Origin of the sequence: Clavibacter californiensis (assembly GCF_021952865.1) — a bacterium.
Taxonomy (GTDB): Bacteria; Actinomycetota; Actinomycetes; order Actinomycetales; family Microbacteriaceae; genus Clavibacter; species Clavibacter californiensis.
Map to the genome: position 1 here is coordinate 593,582 of NZ_CP040792.1, position 19,034 is coordinate 612,615.

At 74.6% G+C, this 19,034-nt stretch carries 25 protein-coding genes; 15 read left to right on the forward strand and 10 right to left on the reverse strand.

The genetic code is table 11. The annotated features are described in order from the left end of the window. Nucleotide 1: 1 nt before the first annotated feature. Complete coding sequence (locus FGD68_RS03175; protein WP_237609760.1) at nucleotides 2–589, forward strand: NUDIX hydrolase; 588 nt, start codon at nucleotides 2–4, stop codon at nucleotides 587–589. 9 nt (nucleotides 590–598) lie between these two features. Here FGD68_RS03175 and FGD68_RS03180 read toward each other — a convergent pair whose 3' ends face one another. Then, nucleotides 599–1,606, reverse strand: coding sequence for a D-alanine--D-alanine ligase family protein (locus FGD68_RS03180; RefSeq protein WP_237609761.1), 1,008 nt, complete (start codon nucleotides 1,604–1,606; stop codon nucleotides 599–601). Between the two features lie 223 nt (nucleotides 1,607–1,829). Between FGD68_RS03180 and FGD68_RS03185 the strand changes: the two genes are divergently transcribed. Further along, nucleotides 1,830–2,363: a hypothetical protein gene (locus tag FGD68_RS03185; protein WP_119373772.1), complete on the forward strand. Its 534-nt coding sequence runs from the start codon at nucleotides 1,830–1,832 to the stop codon at nucleotides 2,361–2,363. Nucleotides 2,364–2,446: 83 nt separating this feature from the next. Here the strand turns inward: FGD68_RS03185 and FGD68_RS03190 are convergent, their stop codons facing one another. Next, nucleotides 2,447–2,998, reverse strand: a complete 552-nt coding sequence (locus FGD68_RS03190) for a dihydrofolate reductase family protein (RefSeq protein ID WP_119373771.1) — start codon at nucleotides 2,996–2,998, stop codon at nucleotides 2,447–2,449. Between the two features lie 395 nt (nucleotides 2,999–3,393). Between FGD68_RS03190 and FGD68_RS03195 the strand changes: the two genes are divergently transcribed. The 6 genes from FGD68_RS03195 to FGD68_RS03220 all read left to right on the forward strand — a co-directional run bounded on the left by FGD68_RS03195 (nucleotide 3,394) and on the right by FGD68_RS03220 (nucleotide 8,452). Then, nucleotides 3,394–3,909, forward strand: coding sequence for a hypothetical protein (locus FGD68_RS03195; protein ID WP_237609762.1), 516 nt, complete (start codon nucleotides 3,394–3,396; stop codon nucleotides 3,907–3,909). 255 nt (nucleotides 3,910–4,164) lie between these two features. Then, nucleotides 4,165–4,935, forward strand: coding sequence for a ThuA domain-containing protein (locus tag FGD68_RS03200; RefSeq protein ID WP_104236514.1), 771 nt, complete (start codon nucleotides 4,165–4,167; stop codon nucleotides 4,933–4,935). Continuing rightward, nucleotides 4,932–6,161: a Gfo/Idh/MocA family protein gene (locus tag FGD68_RS03205; protein ID WP_237609763.1), complete on the forward strand. Its 1,230-nt coding sequence runs from the start codon at nucleotides 4,932–4,934 to the stop codon at nucleotides 6,159–6,161. The genes FGD68_RS03200 and FGD68_RS03205 overlap by 4 nt, the downstream gene beginning before the upstream one ends. A 20-nt stretch (nucleotides 6,162–6,181) precedes the next feature. Then, nucleotides 6,182–7,471 (forward strand): ROK family transcriptional regulator, encoded by a 1,290-nt coding sequence (locus FGD68_RS03210; protein WP_237609764.1) that lies wholly within the window; start codon nucleotides 6,182–6,184, stop codon nucleotides 7,469–7,471. After that, nucleotides 7,468–8,124 carry an HAD family hydrolase gene (locus FGD68_RS03215; protein WP_119373722.1) on the forward strand — a complete coding sequence of 219 codons (657 nt, stop codon included), beginning with the start codon at nucleotides 7,468–7,470 and terminating at the stop codon, nucleotides 8,122–8,124. The genes FGD68_RS03210 and FGD68_RS03215 overlap by 4 nt, the downstream gene beginning before the upstream one ends. Before the next feature lie 67 nt (nucleotides 8,125–8,191). Continuing rightward, a complete protein-coding gene (locus FGD68_RS03220; RefSeq protein WP_147361755.1) occupies nucleotides 8,192–8,452 on the forward strand; it encodes a hypothetical protein in 261 nt (86 codons plus the stop codon). On the opposite strand, the gene FGD68_RS03225 is transcribed toward FGD68_RS03220, so the two are convergent. Next, the gene (locus FGD68_RS03225; protein WP_237609765.1) at nucleotides 8,439–9,449 is read right to left on the reverse strand and encodes a hypothetical protein; all 1,011 of its coding nucleotides are present in this window, start codon (nucleotides 9,447–9,449) and stop codon (nucleotides 8,439–8,441) included. The two genes, FGD68_RS03220 and FGD68_RS03225, sit on opposite strands and share 14 nt — an antisense overlap. A gap of 183 nt (nucleotides 9,450–9,632) precedes the next feature. Here FGD68_RS03225 and aroQ point away from each other — a divergent pair, with 183 nt between their 5' ends. Then, a complete protein-coding gene (gene aroQ, locus FGD68_RS03230; RefSeq protein WP_119373233.1) occupies nucleotides 9,633–10,223 on the forward strand; it encodes a gamma subclass chorismate mutase AroQ in 591 nt (196 codons plus the stop codon). A gap of 110 nt (nucleotides 10,224–10,333) precedes the next feature. Here aroQ and FGD68_RS03235 read toward each other — a convergent pair whose 3' ends face one another. From FGD68_RS03235 to FGD68_RS03245, 3 genes are all read right to left on the reverse strand, one after another. Then, complete coding sequence (locus FGD68_RS03235) at nucleotides 10,334–10,672, reverse strand: YnfA family protein (RefSeq protein WP_119373229.1); 339 nt, start codon at nucleotides 10,670–10,672, stop codon at nucleotides 10,334–10,336. A 58-nt stretch (nucleotides 10,673–10,730) separates the two neighbouring features. Continuing rightward, a complete protein-coding gene (locus FGD68_RS03240) occupies nucleotides 10,731–11,222 on the reverse strand; it encodes an FBP domain-containing protein (RefSeq protein ID WP_119373230.1) in 492 nt (163 codons plus the stop codon). 258 nt (nucleotides 11,223–11,480) lie between these two features. After that, complete coding sequence (locus FGD68_RS03245) at nucleotides 11,481–12,281, reverse strand: GNAT family N-acetyltransferase (RefSeq protein WP_119373234.1); 801 nt, start codon at nucleotides 12,279–12,281, stop codon at nucleotides 11,481–11,483. Nucleotides 12,282–12,394: 113 nt separating this feature from the next. On the opposite strand from FGD68_RS03245, the gene FGD68_RS03250 reads away from it, so the two are divergent. Beyond that, nucleotides 12,395–13,003 (forward strand): P-loop NTPase family protein, encoded by a 609-nt coding sequence (locus FGD68_RS03250; RefSeq protein ID WP_119373231.1) that lies wholly within the window; start codon nucleotides 12,395–12,397, stop codon nucleotides 13,001–13,003. On the opposite strand, the gene FGD68_RS03255 is transcribed toward FGD68_RS03250, so the two are convergent. The 3 genes from FGD68_RS03255 to FGD68_RS03265 all read right to left on the reverse strand — a co-directional run bounded on the left by FGD68_RS03255 (nucleotide 12,970) and on the right by FGD68_RS03265 (nucleotide 14,615). Next, nucleotides 12,970–13,539 (reverse strand): hypothetical protein, encoded by a 570-nt coding sequence (locus FGD68_RS03255; RefSeq protein ID WP_119373232.1) that lies wholly within the window; start codon nucleotides 13,537–13,539, stop codon nucleotides 12,970–12,972. The genes FGD68_RS03250 and FGD68_RS03255 overlap by 34 nt on opposite strands. 17 nt (nucleotides 13,540–13,556) lie before the next feature. Further along, nucleotides 13,557–13,847, reverse strand: coding sequence for a hypothetical protein (locus tag FGD68_RS03260; protein WP_237609766.1), 291 nt, complete (start codon nucleotides 13,845–13,847; stop codon nucleotides 13,557–13,559). Nucleotides 13,848–13,922: 75 nt separating this feature from the next. Further along, on the reverse strand, nucleotides 13,923–14,615 hold the full coding sequence (locus FGD68_RS03265) for a YceI family protein (RefSeq protein WP_104236522.1): 693 nt from the start codon (nucleotides 14,613–14,615) through the stop codon (nucleotides 13,923–13,925). A gap of 192 nt (nucleotides 14,616–14,807) precedes the next feature. Here FGD68_RS03265 and FGD68_RS03270 point away from each other — a divergent pair, with 192 nt between their 5' ends. From FGD68_RS03270 to FGD68_RS03290, 5 genes are all read left to right on the forward strand, one after another. Then, entirely contained in the window at nucleotides 14,808–15,314 is a 507-nt protein-coding gene (locus FGD68_RS03270; protein WP_104236523.1) for a sigma-70 family RNA polymerase sigma factor, read from the forward strand. Then, nucleotides 15,311–16,111, forward strand: coding sequence for an anti-sigma factor family protein (locus FGD68_RS03275; protein ID WP_237609767.1), 801 nt, complete (start codon nucleotides 15,311–15,313; stop codon nucleotides 16,109–16,111). Before FGD68_RS03270 ends, FGD68_RS03275 begins: the two co-directional genes overlap by 4 nt. A 53-nt stretch (nucleotides 16,112–16,164) precedes the next feature. Next, nucleotides 16,165–16,740: a helix-turn-helix domain-containing protein gene (locus FGD68_RS03280; RefSeq protein WP_104236525.1), complete on the forward strand. Its 576-nt coding sequence runs from the start codon at nucleotides 16,165–16,167 to the stop codon at nucleotides 16,738–16,740. A gap of 6 nt (nucleotides 16,741–16,746) precedes the next feature. Continuing rightward, nucleotides 16,747–17,307: a DUF6036 family nucleotidyltransferase gene (locus FGD68_RS03285; RefSeq protein WP_237610026.1), complete on the forward strand. Its 561-nt coding sequence runs from the start codon at nucleotides 16,747–16,749 to the stop codon at nucleotides 17,305–17,307. A gap of 103 nt (nucleotides 17,308–17,410) precedes the next feature. Further along, complete coding sequence (locus FGD68_RS03290) at nucleotides 17,411–18,799, forward strand: MFS transporter (protein ID WP_119373634.1); 1,389 nt, start codon at nucleotides 17,411–17,413, stop codon at nucleotides 18,797–18,799. On the opposite strand, the gene FGD68_RS03295 is transcribed toward FGD68_RS03290, so the two are convergent. Continuing rightward, nucleotides 18,796–19,032, reverse strand: coding sequence for a hypothetical protein (locus tag FGD68_RS03295; RefSeq protein ID WP_094114773.1), 237 nt, complete (start codon nucleotides 19,030–19,032; stop codon nucleotides 18,796–18,798). The genes FGD68_RS03290 and FGD68_RS03295 overlap by 4 nt on opposite strands. Between the last annotated feature and the right edge of the window lie 2 nt (nucleotides 19,033–19,034).

Below are 19,034 nucleotides of genomic sequence, written 5' to 3' on the forward strand. Positions count from 1 at the left end.
GATGAGCAGCGCGGAACCGCATCCCGACCCCGAGCTCGTCTGGGCCACGACCGGCCGCCGCGACCTGCACCGCGGCCGCGTCGTCCTCGTCGAGCACGACGTCCTGCTGCCCGACGGGTCCGCGTCGCGCTACGAGGTCGACGAGAGCGTGCCGTTCGCGGTCGCGACGCTCGTCGTCGACGGTGACTCCGTGATCCTCTCGCGCCAGTACCGGCACCCGCTCGGCCGGTGGATCCTCGACCTCCCCGGCGGCGCGGGCGACACCTCCGAGCAGCCCGCCGAGGCCGCCCGCCGCGAGCTCGAGGAGGAGCTCGGCCTGGTCGCGCCCGACCTCCACCACTTGCGGACCTATGCCGTGAACCCCGGCCGCGCGTCCTGGCTCGTGCACGTCTTCGCCTGCACGACCCCGACCACGGCGGGCACGGCCGACCGCTCCGACCCGTCCGAGCAGGTGCGCCTCGTCCGCATGCCCGTCGCGGAGCTCGACGCGCTCATCGCGGCGGGCGGCATCGAGGACCCGACCCTGCTGATCGCCCGCGCGGCCGCCGCCGAGCAGGGGCTGCTGCCGCCCGTGGCGCCGGCGCGGTAGCCCGACCGGTCAGCCCGCGCGCCCACCCAGGGCGATCCGCGCGATCCGCTCGCACAGCTCCCCGTACCCGACGCCGACGGCCGCCGCCGACTGCGGCAGGAGGCTCGTCGCGGTGAGGCCGGGCAGGCTGTTGGCCTCGATGATCCAGAGGGCGCCCGCGTCGTCGAGGCGGAAGTCGGAGCGGCTGTACCCGGCGAGCCGGAGGATCCGGTGGGCGGCCGACGCCGCCGCGCGCGCCTCCTCCGCGACCGCGTCGGGCAGCTCGGCGGGGAACGTCTCCGCGATCGCGCCCGCCTGGTACTTCGCGGCGTAGGTGAACGCCTCGTCCACGGGCACGCCGATCTCACCGACCGCGAGCGCCTCGCCGTCGAGCACGCCGACCGTCAGCTCGCGACCGCGCACGAACCGCTCGACCATCACGGTCCCGTGCCGGCGCGCCAGTTCGAGCGCGGCGGGCAGCTCCGCGGCCGCGCGCACGACGGAGAGGCCGACGGTGGATCCCTGCCCGGTCGGCTTCACGACCACCGGGAATCCGAGGGCCGGCTCGACCGCATCCGGCTCCGGGTCGATCAGCCAGTCGGGCGTCCGCACGCCGCCGGCGCGCAGCAGCGTCTTGGCGACGTCCTTGTCCATCGCGAGCGCGCTGCCGAGGGAGCCGGAGCCCGTGAACGGGATGCCCGCGAGCTCGAGGAGCGCCTGCAGGCGGCCGTCCTCGCCGGATCCGCCGTGCAGCGCGAGGAACACCAGGTCGCTGTCGCGGAGGTCGGCCGGCAGGCGCAGCACGGCGCCGGACCCGCCCGCGCTCGCGGTGGCCAGCTCCGCGGACGTCGGCGGGCGGAGGCCGACGTCGGAGGTGAGGATCCGCGACTCGGCGGCGGCGTCCAGCGCCCCGTGCGCGGTGTCGACCGCGACCACCTCGTGCCCGAGCGCCCGGAGCGCCGGGACGACCTGCGCGGCGCTCGCGATGGAGACGTCGCGCTCCTCGCTCTCGCCGCCGAAGAGCACAGAGATCCGCATCCCGCGACCCTATCGGCGGCCGGGCCGTCCTCGTCGAAGCCCGGGCCCGGGCTCGGTGGTGCGCCCCGCAGCGCTGCCGCGTCGGCGACGTGTCCGACCTCCGATGCGCCACCTATCCCCTCTTCACCAGACGTTCGTCTGGCAGACCGATGCGGGCGCGGTCGCGGCCCTACCGTCGTCCCGCGGGTCGCCGCCCGCATCCCCCACCCGATCGGAGAACCCCGTGCACGCTCGCACCACCGCTCCTCGTCCGCGCCGCACCCGCGTCGCCCTGGCCGCCCTCGTCATCGCGGGCTCCGCGCTCGTCGGCGTCGGCACCGCCCCCGCCGCGCAGGCGTCCGCCGTCGCCGTCGCCGCACCGGCTTCCGCGACCACGGTCGACTACGGGACCGCATCCGCCGCGCCCGCCGGTGATCCGTCTGCATCCGCCTGGCAGCCCGACCGCGTCACCCTGCACCTGGAGACGCAGATGTTCCGTCGCGGGTTCGTGGTCACCTCCGTCCTCCTCCAGGGGCCGAGCCCGGAGAACGGACGACCGGGCTGGTCGCGCTGCGTCGACCTGCCGCAGTCGGGCCTGGACCGGTGGGTCGGGCTCGACGTGCGCGTGTACCGCGGCGACTACCGGGCGACGGCGTACAACGACTTCGCCTGCTCGCGCGAGTCCGCGTACGTCGGCTCGATCGGCTACATCGACACCCGTGTCTTCCACAACTGGGCCGTGTACACGTCGCGCACCCCGAAGCCGACGCTGCACTAGCCGCACGCCGTGCTCGCGCGACGCCCCCGATGCCGCATCGGGGGCGTCGCGCGCGTCCGACCGGTGCCCGCGAGGCGAGCTGATCAGCCGGCGGCGCGCAGCCCGTAGGTCAGCAGCGCGTTGCCCGCGCTCGTGATCTCGGAGCGCCTCAGCTCCAGCCGCGTCACCGGATCGCTCGGCTCGAACAGGCGGCGGCCGGCGCCCGCGACGACGGGGTGGATCATCAGGGTCAGCTCGTCGAGCACCCCCGCGAACAGCAGCTGGCGCACGAGGGAGATGCTCGCGAAGACGCCGATGTCGCCGCCGTCCGTGCGCTTCAGGTCCGCGAGCGCCTGCACGACGTCGCCCTCGATGAGGGTCGCGTTCCAGTCGAGCGCACCGGTGAGGGTCCGCGACGCGACGAGCTTCTCGATCGGGTTGATGAAGGAGCCGAACGGGTCGTCCGCGGGCGCCGCCGGCCAGTACGAGGACCACTCCTCGTAGCCGTGCCGCCCCAGCACGGCGGTGGTCACCGTCTCCATCAGGCGGGTCATGCCGGCTCCGAGCTCGGCGTCGAAGCTGTCGAACTGGAACAGGTTCGGCGCCTGCACGACGCCGTCGACGGACGTGAACAGGCCTGCGGTGAGTCGTCGCACGGGCTCCTCCTCGAGCTCTCGGGTGTGATCGCCATGATCCGCGCTGTCGTGCGCGCCGTCTACGGGTGCGTCGAGCGCATCTTCGGATACGGGCGCAGCGCAGGTCCGCTGCCGGCGATCGGCCGGCACCCGGTATCCCGCCTGAGCACCACGGCGCCGCCGAGGGTGAGGTGCGCGAGGGCCACCGCGGGATCGCCCACGGCATGCCCTGCGCCATCGACGCCCCCGGCATCCGTCGGGGCCGTCGATGGTGCGGACCGCGGACCGCGGGCTTCCCTCGTGCGCGGCTCCTCGCGCCCGCCTCCGGTGCGGGGAGCGACGCGCTCGCGACCCGCGCGCCGTGCCCTAGCCTCTGGCGATCCACCTCGTCTCTCCCTGGGAAAGGACCGCGCCCGATGCACCTCCTCCACCCGCGAACACCCCGCCGACGCGCTCGACATCTCCTCGTCCCCCTCGCCCTCGGCCTGGCCCTCGTGGCCGGCACGGTGGTCGCGCCCGCCCCGCACGCGACCGCGGCGACGCCCGCGCACGTGACGATGCCCGCGCCGGCGATGACGGACGCGCAGGCGATGACGCCCGCGCAGGTGACGACGCCCGCGGATGCCGTCCGGAGCGACGGGCGGGCCGATCCCGACGACGCGCAGTTCCTCGATCTCATCTGGACCAAGAAGGGCCCGGGCATCGGATCCGTCCTGCTCACGGCGGGAAAGCACTTCGCGAAGTGCGTCGAGGTCACCGGCTCCGCGCTCTTCACCGTGACGACGGGGACGTACCGCATCACGTCCTACTTCGGCAGCGGCTGCCGGCCCGGGCGGGCCTACCCCCGGAGCGCGGGCCTCCTGCCGGCCACCGGGACGTACACCGTGTTCTACGTGAGCGCCACCGCACCGCCTGCGCCCATCGCGGTCTAGCCGGCCCCTGAGTCGTCCGCGCGGGAACCCCGACGCCCCCGATGCCGCATCGGGGGCGTCGTCCGCGTCCGGGTCCGGGCGCCCGCGTCCGCGCCGTACGGCACGCGGGTCCGGCCGCGGACGCACCTCCGGTTAACCGCTTTACACGAGAGCGGATCCGGTGTTAGCGTCGCCGCCGACGCCTCCCGCCGACGCCTCCCGCCGACGCCTCCCGCCGCCTCCGACACCCGCACCACCCCCATCAGAAGGACGACCATGACCGACACCGCATCCCCGCTCCGCGTCACCGTCTGGGGCGAGAACCGCCACGAGCAGATCGAGCAGCACGTCCGCGACCGCTACCCGACCGGGATGCACGGCGCCGTCGCCGAGGGCGTGCAGGAGAACCTGCCCGACGCGCACATCGAGATCGCAACCATGGACCAGCCGGAGCACGGCCTCACCGAGGAGCTCCTCGCCCGCACCGACGTCCTCACCTGGTGGGGCCACGCGGCCCACGCCGAGGTGGACGACGAGATCGTCGCGCGCGTGCACCGCCATGTGCTCGACGGGATGGGCCTCATCGTGCTGCACTCCGGGCACTGGTCGAAGATCTTCACGAAGCTGATGGGCACCACGTGCACCCTCCGCTGGCGCAGCGAGCACGACCGCGAGCTGGTGTGGACCGTGAACCCGCAGCACCCCATCACGCGCGGCGTGCCGAACCCGATCGTCATCGACGAGCAGGAGATGTACGGCGAGTACTTCGACGTGCCCACGCCCGACGAGCTCGTCTTCATCTCGGGCTTCACGGGCGGCGAGGTGTTCCGCAGCGGCATGACCTACCGCCGCGGCTTCGGCCGGATCTTCTTCTTCTCGCCCGGCGACCAGGACTTCCCCGTGTACCACCACGAGGACGTCCGCCGCGTGATCGCGAACGCGTGCGAGTGGGCGCGGCCCGACCGCCGCGAGACGCCCACGCTCCTGCGCTACGAGCTCGGCGAGTACTTCGACGGCAACGACTACGCCGGGGCGCTCGAGCGATGACGTCCGGGGACGAGAGCACGAGCCCGGCGCACCGGATCGTCGCGCCCGCCGACGGCGCGCGCCTGCGGGTCGTGCAGGTCGGCGCGGGCGGCATGGGACGGCAGTGGCTGCAGACCGTCGCGGAGGATCCCGACGTCGAGCTCGTGGGCGTCGTCGACCTCGACGCGGAGGCGGCGCGGGCGGGCGCATCCGCGCACGGGGCCACGGCCGATGCGTCCACCGACCTCGGCGAGCTCATCGCGCGCGTGCGGCCGGATGCGGTGATCGACGTCACCATCCCGCGCGCGCACCACCCCGTCACCACGCAGGCGCTGTTCGCGGGGATCCCCGTGCTCGGCGAGAAGCCCGTCGCGCTCACGGTCGCCGAGGGGCTGTCGCTCGCGGCGGCCGCGGAGATCACGGGCGAGCTGTTCATGGTCAGCCAGTCGCGCCGGTACAACGACCACCTCGTCGCCCTCAAGCGGCGGGCGGCCGACCTCGGCGGCGTCGGCATCGTCACGACCGAGTTCTTCAAGGCCCCGCGCTTCGGCGGGTTCCGCGAGGAGATGGACGACGTGCTGCTGCTCGACATGGCCGTGCACCAGTTCGACGCCGTGCGGTACCTGCTCGACGCGGATCCCGTGAGCGTCTACTGCGAGTCGTACAACCCCGCGTGGAGCTGGTACCGCGGCGACGCCGGTGCCACCGCGGTATTCGCGTTCGAGGGCGGCGTGCGGTACGTCTACACGGGCAGCTGGTGCAGCCCGGGGGCGGAGACGTCGTGGAACGGATCCTGGCGGGTGAGCGGCGCGCACGGCACCGCGCTCTGGGACGGCGACCACGACCCGACGAGCGAGATCCCGGAGGCACCCGGCGGCCCGCCCGCGGAGCCCGCGGCTGCCGAGTCGGTGGGCGTGGAGATCGCCGGATCCCTGCGCGCCTTCGTGCGCGCGCTCCGCACGGGCGAGCGCCCGCACGGCGAGGTGCACGGCAACGTGATGAGCCTCGCGATGGTCGAGGCCGCCATCGAGTCCAAGGGCACGGGTCGGCGGCTCGCGATCGACGACGTGCTCGAGCGGGCGCACGCGACCGCGCTCGCCGACGAGCGGCGCGACGACGTGCGCGCCCGGCTCGAGGCGTGGCGCGAGCGGGGCGTGCGGGAGGCGCTCCAGGGGCCGCCGGCGACCGCTGGCCGCGCGGGCCCCGAGGGCGTCGCGGCCGTCGCCCGCCCGGCCGCCGCCGGGTAGCCTCGTCGGGTGGGGATCCAGTGACCGGGCACGAGGCGGGCGACGCCGCGCGCGCGCCCGAGCCGTCCGCCCCGGTCGGGGATCCCGCCCGGCCCGCGCGCGCCGTGCCGCTCGCGCCGGATCCGCGGTCCCGCGATTTCCCGCCCGCCGGTGACGCCCGCTCCCGCGGCACCACGCCCGACCACGTCCGCCGCTCCAACCTCGCGACCGTGCTGCAGATCGTGCACGAGACCGGCCCTGCGTCCCGTTCCGAGCTGACGCGCGCGACCGGTCTCAACCGCTCCACCATCGCCGCGCTCGTGGGCGAGCTGCAGGAGCTCGGCCTCGTCGTGGAGTCGGAGCCGCCCGGCACCAACCGCGTCGGCCGGCCGAGCCCCATCGTCTCGGCGGATCCGCGCGTGGTCGTCTTCGCGGTCAACCCCGAGATCGACGCCGTCACGGTCGGCCTGGTCGGCCTCGACGGCGTGGTGCAGGAGCGGATCCGCCGCGACACCGACGGCGTGCCCACGGCCGCGCAGGCCGCCGAGCTCGCGAGCACGATCATCGCGGAGCTGCGGGCCGACCTCCGCGCGACCCGACCGGACGCGCGCGTCCTCGGCATCGGCGTCGCCGTCCCGGGCCTCGTCCGCTTCGACGGCGGACTCGTGCGCCTCGCGCCGCACCTCGGCTGGGTCGACGAGCCGTTCGCGGCCCTCCTCGCCGAGGCCACCGGCCTGCCGGCGCTCGCCGCCAACGACGCGAGCCTCGCGGCCGTCGCCGAGGGGCGCTTCGGATCCGGCCGCGACGTCGACGACCTCGTCTACCTCAACGGCGGCGCGTCGGGCGTCGGCGGCGGCGTGCTCATCGGCCGGCGACCGTTCGGCGGCGCGGAGGGCTACGGCGGCGAGCTCGGCCACACGCTCGTCGACTCCGGCGGCGAGCTCTGCCACTGCGGCGCGGTCGGCTGCCTCGAGACCACGGTCGGCCAGGACGCGCTGCTCGAGGTCACTGGCCTCCCGCGCGCCCGCGCCGACGAGCTGGGCGAGGTGCTCGCGGCTGCGCTCGAGGCGGGGGATCCGGCGGTCACCCGCGAGGTCGAGCGGCAGATCGACAACCTGGCCGTCGCGCTCCGCAACGTGGTCAACATCTTCAACCCGTCGCTCGTCGTGCTCGGCGGGTTCCTCGGGTCGCTGCACGCGGCGGATCCCGACCGGATCCTCGCCCGCGCCACCGCCCAGGCGCTCCCCGGAGCGCGCGAGGCCCTGCGGATCCGCCGCGCGGCCCTCGGCCCCGACCGGCTGATGATCGGCGCGGAGCGCACGACGGCGTGAGCGCGCCGATCGACCTCGTGATCCTCGACTGCGACGGCGTGCTCGTCGACAGCGAGGTGCTCGCCGTCGAGGTCGACAAGCGCGTGCTCGCCGAGCTCGGCTGGGACGTCACGACGGAGGAGATCGTCGAGCGCTTCGTCGGGAAGTCGCACGCGACGTTCACGGCGGAGGTCGCCGCGCACCTCGGCTGCGACCTCGCCGACGACTGGGACGCGCCCTACGAGCACTGGTACGCGGATGCCTTCGCGTCGCACCTGCGCCCGGTCGACGGGATCACGGAGGCGCTCGACGCCATCGCCCCGCCGACGTGCGTGGCGTCCAGCGGCGGCCACCCGAAGATCCGCGCCAACCTCGCGCGCACGGGTCTGCTCCCGCGCTTCGACGGGCGGATCTCGAGCGCCACGGAGGTCGCGCACGGCAAGCCGGCGCCCGACCTCTTCCTCCTCGCGGCGTCGCGGATGGGCGTGGATCCCGCGCGCTGCGTCGTCGTCGAGGACAGCCCGTACGGCGTGCAGGGCGCGCTCGCCGCGGGCATGCGCGCGCTGGGCTACGCGGGCGGGCTGACGCCGGCCGGCCGACTGCGCGATGCCGGCGCCACCGTCTTCGACGACATGCGGGACCTCCCGCGGCTGCTGCGCGGGCTCGCGGCCTGACCCGGCAACCGCCCGCACCGCGATCGGGGGTGCGACAGGAGCCCGCGCGGGCCGTAGCGTCGTCCGCATGAGGGCATCCCGGCGAGCGATGTGGACCGCGGCAGCGGTGGCCCTGCTCGTCGTCGGCGCGCTCGCGATCGGCGTCTGGTCGGGCAGCTGCGTCGACTGCGCGGCCTTCCCCGGGGAGTGCACGTCCGAGCCGGCCCTCGGCTGGCCCGGCGCGATCCTCGTGGCCGTCGTCTGCGCGGCCTGCGCGGCCATGTGCGTCCGCCGCGCGGCGCGTCGAGGCGTCGCCTGCGACGGCGACGAGCCCGTCATCCCGCGCTGACCGCCCGGCGGCGCCGCACGCCGCGCACGACGGGCGCGCCGATGATCCCGACGACCACCGCCACCGCGAGCTGCCCGAGCACGCCGCCCTCGCCGCGGAGCACCGCGCCGCCGACCATGCCGCCGGCGTCGAGGAGCTCGAGCGGGTAGCGGAGCAGGACGCGGTTGCCGAGGGCGTAGGTGACGCCGACCACGACGGCCGTCCCGACCCAGAGGAGCAGCACGGCAACGATGGATCCGACGATCCGGCCGACCGAGCGCAGCCCGGTGAGCGCGATGGCGACTCCGAGCACGACGGGCGGCACCCACGAGATCACCGGCAGGATCGCGTACGCCGTGTCGCTCAGCATCCCGGTGGCCCCGCGCGCGACGAGCCCGCCGAGCCAGCCGCCGAGCAGCACGATCGGGACGGCCGACGCGGCGACGGCGAGACCGGCGGGCGCGTGGGCGATGAGCGCCGCGACGATGCCCGCGAGCAGCACCATCGCCGCGGTGCCCGCGACGAACGCCACGAGGTAGACCTGCGCCTCGCTGATGGAGGCGCCCGTGCGGTCGACCGCGCCGGAGACGTCGTCCATGCCGAGCCCGTCGGCCGTCACCGTCGCGGTCTGCACGAGCGCGACGACCTGCACGAGGAGCAGCCCGGCGACCACCAGCCAGGATCCGCGCCGCGGGAGCCGCGAGCGGAGCGCGCGTGCGGCGGCGCCCGCGATGCCGCCGCCCACGAGGATCACCCCGGCCAGCAGCCCCGCCGTGTACTGGTTGAACGGCAGCAGCGCGATGGGCATGTCGGCCGCGGACGTCACGTCCTCCGCCCACAGGTTCTGCAGCGGCAGGCGCAGGCCGGAGAGGATCCACGGGAGCAGCCCGAGCACGGCGGCCGCGACGCCCACGGCCAGGCCGAGGAGCGCGCCGCGGATCCCGGGGATCGCGCGGGAGGCCCGCGGGTCGGGGCCGGCGGCGGGCGCGGGCGCGGGCGCGGTGTCGGGCGTGGTCATCCGCCCACGCTATCGACGGGCTCGCAGAGGCCGCGCGCCCCCGATCGGGCCGGCCTGTGCACTCCGGCGCCCGCCCGGGCGCGTCGTCTGCCTATGCTCGCGGCGCCCGACCGACCGACCCGATCGCCCGACCCGATCGCCGCGCCCGACCCCCTCCGCCCGCTCCTGAAGAACGGATCCGCCATGCCCCGCCGCGCCCTGCTCACCACGTCCGCGTTCGCCGTCACCCTCGCCGCGCTCCTCGGCGCCGCCGCGCCCGCCCAGGCGTGCCCGCGCGACCCGGCGGAGCAGCAGGCGGTCACCGCGGTCGCGTCCGCCGCGCTCGACCGCCTCGAGATCGCCGACGACGTGGCCGCGTCGAAGTACCTGTCGGGCAAGGCCGTGGCGGATCCCGCGCGCGAGCAGGCCGTCGTCGACGCCACCATCGCCGCCGCGAAGGCCGATGGGGTCGACCCGGTCGCCGCCGAGCGCATCATGCGGGCACAGATCACGGCGAGCAAGCAGGTGCAGTACGCGCTCATCGCCTTCTGGCACGCGAACCCCGCGCAGGCGCCGACGACCGCGCCCGACCTCACCACGAGCGTCCGCCCGCGCATCAACGCGGTGGATGCACGCCTCGTCCCGGCCGTCGGCGCCGCGTCCGCCGCCCTCGCCGACCCGGCGTGCGGCCACCTCGTGAAGGACGCCCGCGGCCAGCTCGGCCAGGGCCTCGACGACGCGCACCGCAAGGCCTTCCGCACGGCCCTCGCGACCGTCTGCACGCCGGAGTCCTGAGCCGGCCCACCGACCCGGTCGGGCCAGCTGCCCCGACGCGCTGACCCGGCCGACCCACACGCGCGCGTCCGCCCTCCGGGGTGGACGCGCGCATCTGCGCGTCTTCCGCGTCAGGCGCCCTGCCCGCGCGGGGCGAACATGATCACGGCGACGCCGAGCAGGCAGACGACGGCGCCGATCACGTCCCACCGGTCGGGCCGGTAGCCGTCCACGACGGCGCCCCAGACGAGCGAGCCCGCGACGAACACGCCGCCGTAGGCCGCGAGGATCCGCCCGAACGACGCGTCCGCCTGCAGCGTCGCGATGAAGCCGTACGCACCGAGCGCCATGACGCCGAGCCCGGCCCACCACCACGGCCTCCCCTCGCGCACCGCCTGCCAGACGAGCCAGGCGCCGCCGATCTCGGCGACCGCGGCGAGGGCGAACAGGATCACGGTGCGCAGCAGCATGCTCCGAGCATGGCGGACGCGGGCGCGCGGGTCAGCGGGTCAGCCCCTCACGCGGTCATCACGCGGTCGACGCGATGTCCGCCGCGAACGCCGCCACCCGGTTCCGCAGGTCGTCGATGAGCTGGGCCGTCGCCGCCGCGGGGTCGAAGCCGAGGTACGGGATCGGCCGGGGCTTCCGCACGTTGGCGCTGCACTCGAAGTCGGTGCAGACGAGCGTGCCGACGGTGTTGCCGTTGCGGCCGGCGGCGCCCGCCCGGCGCGCGCCGTAGAAGACGACGGGGTTCGGCAGGCGCACGTCCTGGCACCACGTGCACTGGGCGCGGGATCGCGGCGCGGTGGCGGACTGCTGCAGCAGCACGCCGATCAGCTCGTCGCCCACGGGGGCGACGACGATGCCGCGCTGCGGCGCCTTGGGGTCGCGCCAGCCGAGGAAGTCGAGGCGGTCCCACGCCAGGTCGGCGAAGCCCTCGGGGAGGTGGATGTCGCGCCGCTCGCGCTGCGAGGCGTTGACGAGCGAGGCGCGGATGTCGGATTCGGTCAGGGGGAGCATGTGGTGCCCTTCGTGCGGGGTCGCGGGCGTGCCGCGGGAACGGGTGTCGAGAATGGCGGCCGGATCCTCGTGGATCGACGGCGCACCGGGTGCGGCCGGCCCTCGCGGGGCGCGGCGGCGGATCCGGTGGCTACCTGGTGCCGACGGACGTGCCGCCGACGACCTCCCCACGCCCCGAGGGCGCCGCGCTGCTCGTGTTGCTCACGCGGCAACGGTACCTCGCGTGAGGGAATCGCTCACGTGCCGGCTCGCCGAGCGTCAGCGCGACCAGGCGTACGGCGTGGTCGTCGAGCAGGCGATGAGGCCGGAGCGCTCGAGGATCGGGCGGGAGAAGTCGGTCGAGTCGCTGTGCATCAGGGTGCGGCCGGCCGCGAGCGCCGAGCGCGCGCGGGCCGCGGTGAGCGCGCGGTAGATGCCGCGGCCGCGCCACTCCGGCAGGGTCGCGCCGCCCCAGAGGCCGGCGAAGTCGGATCCCGCGACGGGCTCGAGCCGGCCCGCCGAGACGATCCGCCCGTCGGCCTCGGCGACCCAGAGCTCCATGCCGTCGTCGAGCCGGAGGCGGCGGAGGATCGCGTCGGCATGATCCGCGGACACCGCGTCGCCGAAGACCTCGTCCTGCATGGCGCTCATCGCCCGCACCTCGGCCTCCGCGGTGACGCGCCGGAGCGTCACGCCCGCGGGCAGCGGCACGTCGACCGCGAGCGCGCGGGTCTCGCCCAGCATGATCGACTCGCGCTCCTCCGGCACGAACCCGTTCGCGCGGAGGATCCCGTCGAGCCCGGGCGCGCGGTCGTGTCCGCGGGTCTTCCACTCCACGGTCGTGATCGCGGGGTCGTCGCGGTAGCGCGCGAGCGCGGCGGGGACGAGCTCGCGCAGGCCGGCCTCGTCGAGGCCGCCGAGGTCGGCGTACGTGACGAAGCCGCGCCGGCCGGGGAAGACGACGAGCCGCAGCGGGCCGAGCAGCCGCACGTCGAGCGCGCTCGGCGTCTCGGCGTCGGCGCGGAGCTGGGCGTCGTAGGCGGCGAGGAGGGCGGCGGCGGATCCGGCGGCGGGGGTCACGCAGTTCACCGTATGGGCTCCACGCCGCGGGGAGCGCCCGTACGGGCTCCGCTCGGGGAAGGAGCGGGGGCGGATCCCCGCGCTGCGGCGGCCGTCCGCCCTAGGATCGCGGGATGCTCGGACCCGTCGACCGCCTCGATCCACCCGCCCGGCGCGTCCTCATCGGCGCGGCGTCCGGGGCAGGGAAGACCACGCTGGCCCGGCGCATCCAGGCCCGCACCGGCCTGCCGCACACCGAGATCGACGCCCTCTTCCACGGGCCCGACTGGAGCGAGCTGCCCACCTTCCGCGACGACGTCGAGGCGTTCTCATCGCGCGACGCGTGGGTCACCGAGTGGCAGTACACGACGCAGCTCGGGGATCTCCTGCCGTCGCGCGCCGACACCCTCGTGTGGCTCGACCTGTCCGTCGCGGTGCAGATGGGGCGGCTGATCCGCCGCACCGTGGTCCGCCGCCGGAGCCGCGAGCCGCTCTGGCACGGCAACGTCGAGCCGCCGCTGTGGACCGTCCTCACCGACCCCGACCACATCGTCCGGTGGGGATGGAAGGGGCGCGCAAAGGCGCGGAAGCGCGTGGTGCTGGCCGCCGTCAAGCACCCCCACCTGCGGATCGTGCGGCTGCGTTCGCCCCGCGAGGTCGACATGTGGCTGCGCGGGCTGCCGGGCGCGGGTCAGCCGCCGCAGCGGGATCAGCCGCCGGTGCCGCCGTCCGCCTCCGGGTAGAGGTCGCTGCACCAGAGCCCCGCCGGGTCGAGGTCGTCCATGGTCAGTGGTCGGAACGATTCGAGACGCGGGGCGTCGGAGACCATGTCGGACCCGTTCACGGCCGACCAGATCGTGCCCGCGAAGTCCGGCCGGGTCGGATCCTGGTCCGTCGCCCAGAGCGCCACGAACTGCTCCGGCTGCACGCCGTCCTCGACCGGCGGAACCACCATCCCCGCCAGCGTCCAGACCTCCTCGTCGGGGTCCCAGACGGTCTCGAGGCCGTCGAGCTGCAGGTCCGGGTAGGGCCCCGGATCCGCCGCGATGCTCGCGTTGACGGCCGCGAGCGCGGCGGGCGAGGCGTCGCCGCATTCCGTGACGAGGCTCTCGGGGGTGCGTGTCGGCGTCGGCGTCGCCGTGGAGGTCGGCAGGATGATCGGCGGCTCCTCCTGCGCGAGCCCGCCGCCCGCCCCGCCGGGCGCCGCGCACCCGCTCATCGTGAGGACGGCGGCGGCGCAGAGGCCGGCCCAGGGGACGGTGGTGCGAGGTGCGCGCATGCCCCGACGATAGGGGGTCATGCGGCTCGGCTGGCGGGCTCGCGGCGATGCGCGCCCGGACTGGGGTGATCCACGGCGGCAGCGCCGTCCCGTGCCGGGCGCCGCCCCTCCGTCACCAGCACCGCCGCCATGCCCGCACCGCGGAGCACGAACCCCGCGAGCGTGACCGGCGTGATCCGCTCGCCCATCAGGAGCGCGCCCGCCGCCGTGGTCGTCGGCGCGACGAGGAACAGCAGTGCGTCGAGAGCGGTGATCCAGGACGCCGGATCCGCGGGCGGCGCCCCCGCCCGCGACCGCGCCCCGAGCACGACGAAGGGGTGGGGGAGCGACCCGGATGCGCTCCCCCTCCCCTCGGCCGTGCGGCCCGATGGCCGCGCAGACGCCTACTTGGTCGGCGTGGCCTTCACCAGGAACTCCACCGTGCCCTGGTCCTCGACGCTCACGAAGCCGAGGCTCGGGGCCTGGACGCCGTAGTCCGAGAAGGTGACGGGGATGGATCCGCTCACCTGCACGCCGTCGCCCGAGAGCGCGGCCTGCAGCGGCACGGTGACAGTCTGCGTCACGCCGTGCATGGTCAGCTCGCCGGTCGCCTGGACGGTGGCGACCTGGCCGTCGGCGGGCACGGCCGCGTCGACCGGCTGGGTCAGGGTGAAGGTCGCGTCGGGGTACTTGGAGACCTCCATCGCGGTGCCGCGGAAGTACTCGTCGCGGGGGGCCGCGTCGGTGGCGATGCTCGCGACGTCGACCTTCACGGTGGCGGCCGACAGGGTGGATCCGTCGACCGTGATGCTGCCGGTCACGTCCTCGGTCTTGCCGACGACCGTCACGTCGGTGCCGTTGAGCACCTCGGCGACGCGGTATCCGGCGGTGCTGCCGGTGCCGATCTGCCACTCGCCGGACAGGTCGCTCGTGTCGAGCGAGGAGTCGGCGGGGGCGGCCGAGACGGACGGGGCGGCCGCGGGGGCGCCGACGATCACGTCGCGGTAGAAGGCGGGGCCGAACGCGGCGGCGCTGACACCGAGCACGACCACCACGGCCGCGCTCGTGCCGAGGATGATCTTGGTCTTCTTCTGCATGGGGGTCTCCTGATCCGGATGGTGCTCATCTGATCGCCGCGAGAGGCTGCGTCGACATCAGGGACGACGGACCAGCCGCGGAGAACGTTCACGGGCTCAGGGTCCTGCCAGGTTCGCGGATCCCCCTGAGATGATTCCCGCGAGCGGTGAACCATCCGGCCGTCCATCTCGTCGTGGAGGGAGGAGGCACGGATGACCACGGAGAGCACGGCCCGGATGCGGGCGCTGCACGATGCGCACGCGCCTGCGCTGCAGCGGTACGCGCTGCGGCTCACGGGGGATCCGGCGCTCGCCGAGGACGTCGTGCAGGAGGCGCTGCTGCGGGCCTGGCGCTCGCCGGCGATCCTCGCGGAGGACGACGAGTCGGCTCGCCGCTGGCTCTTCACCGTCGTGCGCAACCTGGTGATCGACGACCGGCGCAGCGCCTGGCGCGGCCGCGAGACGCCGACCGACGTGCTGCCGGAGGATCCCGTCGCGGACGCCTCCGACGCCATCATCGACCGCCTGCTCGTGGCCGAGGCGCTCGTCTCGCTCTCCGCCGAGCACCGCCGCGCGGTCGTCAGCTGCTACCACCTCGGCCGGTCCGTCGCGGAGACCGCGGAGCGCGAGGGCGTCCCGCCCGGCACCATCAAGTCCCGCCTCCACTACGCGCTCAAGGCGCTCCGGCTCGCCCTGCAGGAACGAGGAGTCACCCGATGAACGACCGCGCCGACGACATCCACGAGTGGGATGCCGCGTACGTGCTCGGCGGCCTGAGCGCCACCGATCGCGCGCTCTTCGAGGCCCACCTCGAGGGGTGCGACGCGTGCATGCGCTCCCTCGCCGAGCTCTCCGGCCTGCCCGGCGTGCTGCGGATGCTGCCCGTCGAGGAGGCGATCGTGCTGATGGACGAGCCCGAGGGTCCCGCCGTTCCGCAGCCGGTCGCGCCAGCGCAGGTCGCGCCAGCGCAGGACGCGCCTGGCCACCGGGTGCCGCGCCGGGGCCGTCGCCCCCTCTCGGGTGCCGCGCGCCCGCGGCTGTCCCGTCGCACCGGCAGGTGGCTGCTCGCCGCCGCCGCCGTCGTGCTCCTCGTCGGCGGCGCGGGCCTCGGCTCCGCGCTCCGCGCCGGCGTGAGCGTGCCCGTCGCGGATCCGACCCCCGCCGTCTCGTCGCCCGCCCAGGATCCGACCTCCGACACCGGCCTGCCCGCCGACGCCGTCAGCATGCGCTCCGAGCTCGACGACAGCGTCACGGCGCAGCTCGCCGTGACGGCCAAGCCGTGGGGCACGCGCTTCGACTGGAGCTGCGCGTACGCGGGCGGCAGCGCGGGCAAGGGCGCCTACGACCTCGTCGCGATCGCCGACGACGGCACCCGCACGATCGTCGCCACGTGGGGCGCCGGCCAGGCCGAGGCGACCCAGCTCACGGCGACGTCGGCCCTCCCGATCGACCGCATCCGCGAGGTGCAGATCACCCCATCCGACTCCGACGTGGTGCTGGCGAGTAGGGATCTCTAGAGAGTGGGCCGCCGGTCCTTGATAGCATCGGCGCTATCACTAAGGAGGCGGTCATGACCATCGGGCAGGTGATCCACGGAGCGCGGCGCGCGAGCGGCCTCTCGCAACGCGAGCTGAGCAGCATCTCGGGCGTCGCGCAGTCGACCGTCTCGGAGGTGGAGTCCGGACACCGAGTTCCGAGCGTCACGACCGTCGAGCGGCTCCTGCGTTCCACCGGCCACCAGCTCGTCGCCATCCCCACGCGTCGGTCGGATGCCGCCGCCGCCGCCGAGGGCATCGCCCGCAGCCTCTCCTCGCGGCGGGGCGACCACGCCGTGCGTCACTTCATCCAGCTCGCCGACGATCTCGCGGCAGAGCACGGGAGCGTGCGATTCGTCCTCGCGATCGCGGAGCCGGCGCCCACGGGTGCGCAGCACTGGGACGCGGCCATCGCCGCCCTGGTCGAGCACCGGCTCGAGGAGGAGGGGCTTCCCGTGCCCGCGTGGGTCGCTTCCGATGAGCGACGCCTCGCAGACGAGTGGACCTTCGGCTCCGGACGCTACGCCATCCCCGTGGATCGCGACCGTGTTCCGGAGGCCTTCCTCCGCCACGGTGTTCTCCTGGACGCCGACACCCTGGTGAGCGTCTAGATGGCCATGTTCGATAGGGACGACCTCGAGTCGGCGCTGGGCGAGCTCGCTGCGCTCCTCGTCGAGCGCGGGACGACCGGGAACATGCAGATCTTCGGGGGCGCGGCGTTGACGCTCGGGCTCTTCGACCGTGGCACCACTGCCGACATCGACGCGCGAGTGCGCTTCGACGCGGACATCACGGATCTGATGCAGCTCATCGCGGACAGACGCGGCTGGCAGCGCGATTGGCTCAACGACGCAGGTAGGGGGTTCCTCCCGCTGTACGGCCGCGAAGTCGACTGGGAGACGATCTTCGACCGGGACGGCGTGGCGATCCAGCTGGCGTCGGCCGAGGCCCTCCTGGCGATGAAGCTCAATGCGAACCGCCCTGGACGTGACGACGAGGACATCGCGCAGCTGATGGCCATCTGCGGCGTCTCGTCGTCGGGTGGCGCTGAGGAGGTGTTCGAGGCGTACTACCCGGGCGAGTGCCTGACCGGGAGGGCGGTGCGCATGGTGGAGGGCATCCTCGAGGGCGGGTTGCCGGAACGCGCTGCGCGCCCGCCCGCACCTCGCCTGGATTGATGAGTCGGCGGTCCCAGCCGACCGCATCAGCCCTGGCGCGCCGCACGCGCCGCGCCGTAACCTGGCGTCCCACACCTGAGGAAAAGCGAGCGGCGAGGATCCGATGAGCGACCCGGCAGCGCAGGCAGACGTGCCCGACGTGCCCGACGTGCCCGCGATGAGCGACGCCGACGCGGCCGTCGTCGCCGCCCGCTGGAAGCGCAACGCGACCCTCTTCCTCAGCGGCCAGACGGTCTCGCTGTTCGGCTCGATGCTCGTCCAGTACGCGGTCATGTGGTACGTCACGTTCGAGACCCGCTCGGGCCTCGCGGTCGCGCTCTACGCGGTCTGCGCGTTCCTGCCGCAGGGCATCGTCTCGATCTTCGGCGGCACCCTCGCCGACCGCATGAACCGCCGCGTGCTCGTCATCGCGTCCGACAGCACCATCGCCATCGTCACGCTCGCCCTCGCGCTGCTCATGATGAACGGGGTCACCGACCTCTGGATCATCCTGCTCGCGGTCGCCGTGCGCTCCGTCGGCGCCGGGTTCCAGACACCCGCGGTGCAGGCGATGATCCCGCAGATCGTGCCGCCCGAGCAGCTGCTGCGGATCAACGGCATCTTCGGCACCATCCAGTCGGCGATGGCCCTGCTCGCGCCGGCCGCCGCGGGCGCGATCTTCGCGGCCTACGGGCTCGTGCCGCTGTTCTTCGTCGACGCGATCACGGCCGCGATCGGCATCGCGTTCCTGCTCTCGGTCGCGGTGCCGACGCTCGCGTCCATCGCCGACAAGACGTCGACGTACCGCGAGGACCTCGTCGAGGGGATCCGCTACATCGGCGGCAACCCGGTCGTGCGCTGGCTGCTGGTGGTCTTCGCGATCATCTTCCTGCTCACGGTGGCGCCGTCGTTCATCACGCCGCTGCTCGTGGCCCGCACCTACGGCACCGAGGTCTGGATGGTGACCGTGCTCGAGATCGCCTTCAGCGTCGGCATGCTCGGCGGCGGCGCGCTCGTGTCGACGCTGTTCGCGAAGTCCGACCGCATGACGCTGATCCTCGTGAGCTGCTTCGGCTTCGCGATCTTCACCGCGGGCCTCGGCCTCAGCCCCAACCTCTGGGTCTTCTACGGCTTCATGTTCGCGATCGGCCTGTTCGTACCGCTGTTCTCGGCGCCGTTCATGACGCTCGTGCAGGAGACCGTCGCGCCCGAGATGCACGGCCGCGTCTTCAGCTACGTCGGCATCGTGATGGCGCTCGCGACCCCGATCGGCGCGGTCGCGTTCGGGCCGCTCGCCGACGTCTTCAGCGTCCAGACGCTGCTCGTCGCGGCCGGGATCATCACGGTCGTCGTCATCTCGGTGGCGATCTCCCTCCCGTCCGGCCGGGCCGCGATCCGGATCGCCCGGGAGAAGAAGGCGGAGGCGGACGCGGCGGACGCCGATCCCGACGGCGCCCCCGCGGCGTCCGGCGCGACCCCGGTCGACCCGGCGCGCGCGACGCCCGGCTCCTAGCCGGCCGCGGGGTCGCGGGGCGGGGCGTCGGGGCCGGCGGCCTCCGCGTCGTCCGCGTGCGCGGCCGCGTCCCGCGCCATGTCCGCCCTCTGGGTGCGGCGCGCGAGGACGATCACCACGGCCAGGAGCACGAGCGCCACCACGCCCAGCACGATGTGTCCGGTGCGCAGCAGCGCGAGCCCGCCGAGCAGCAGCACGGGCAGGGCGAGGAGGTAGGGGAGTCGGGCGTCCACGC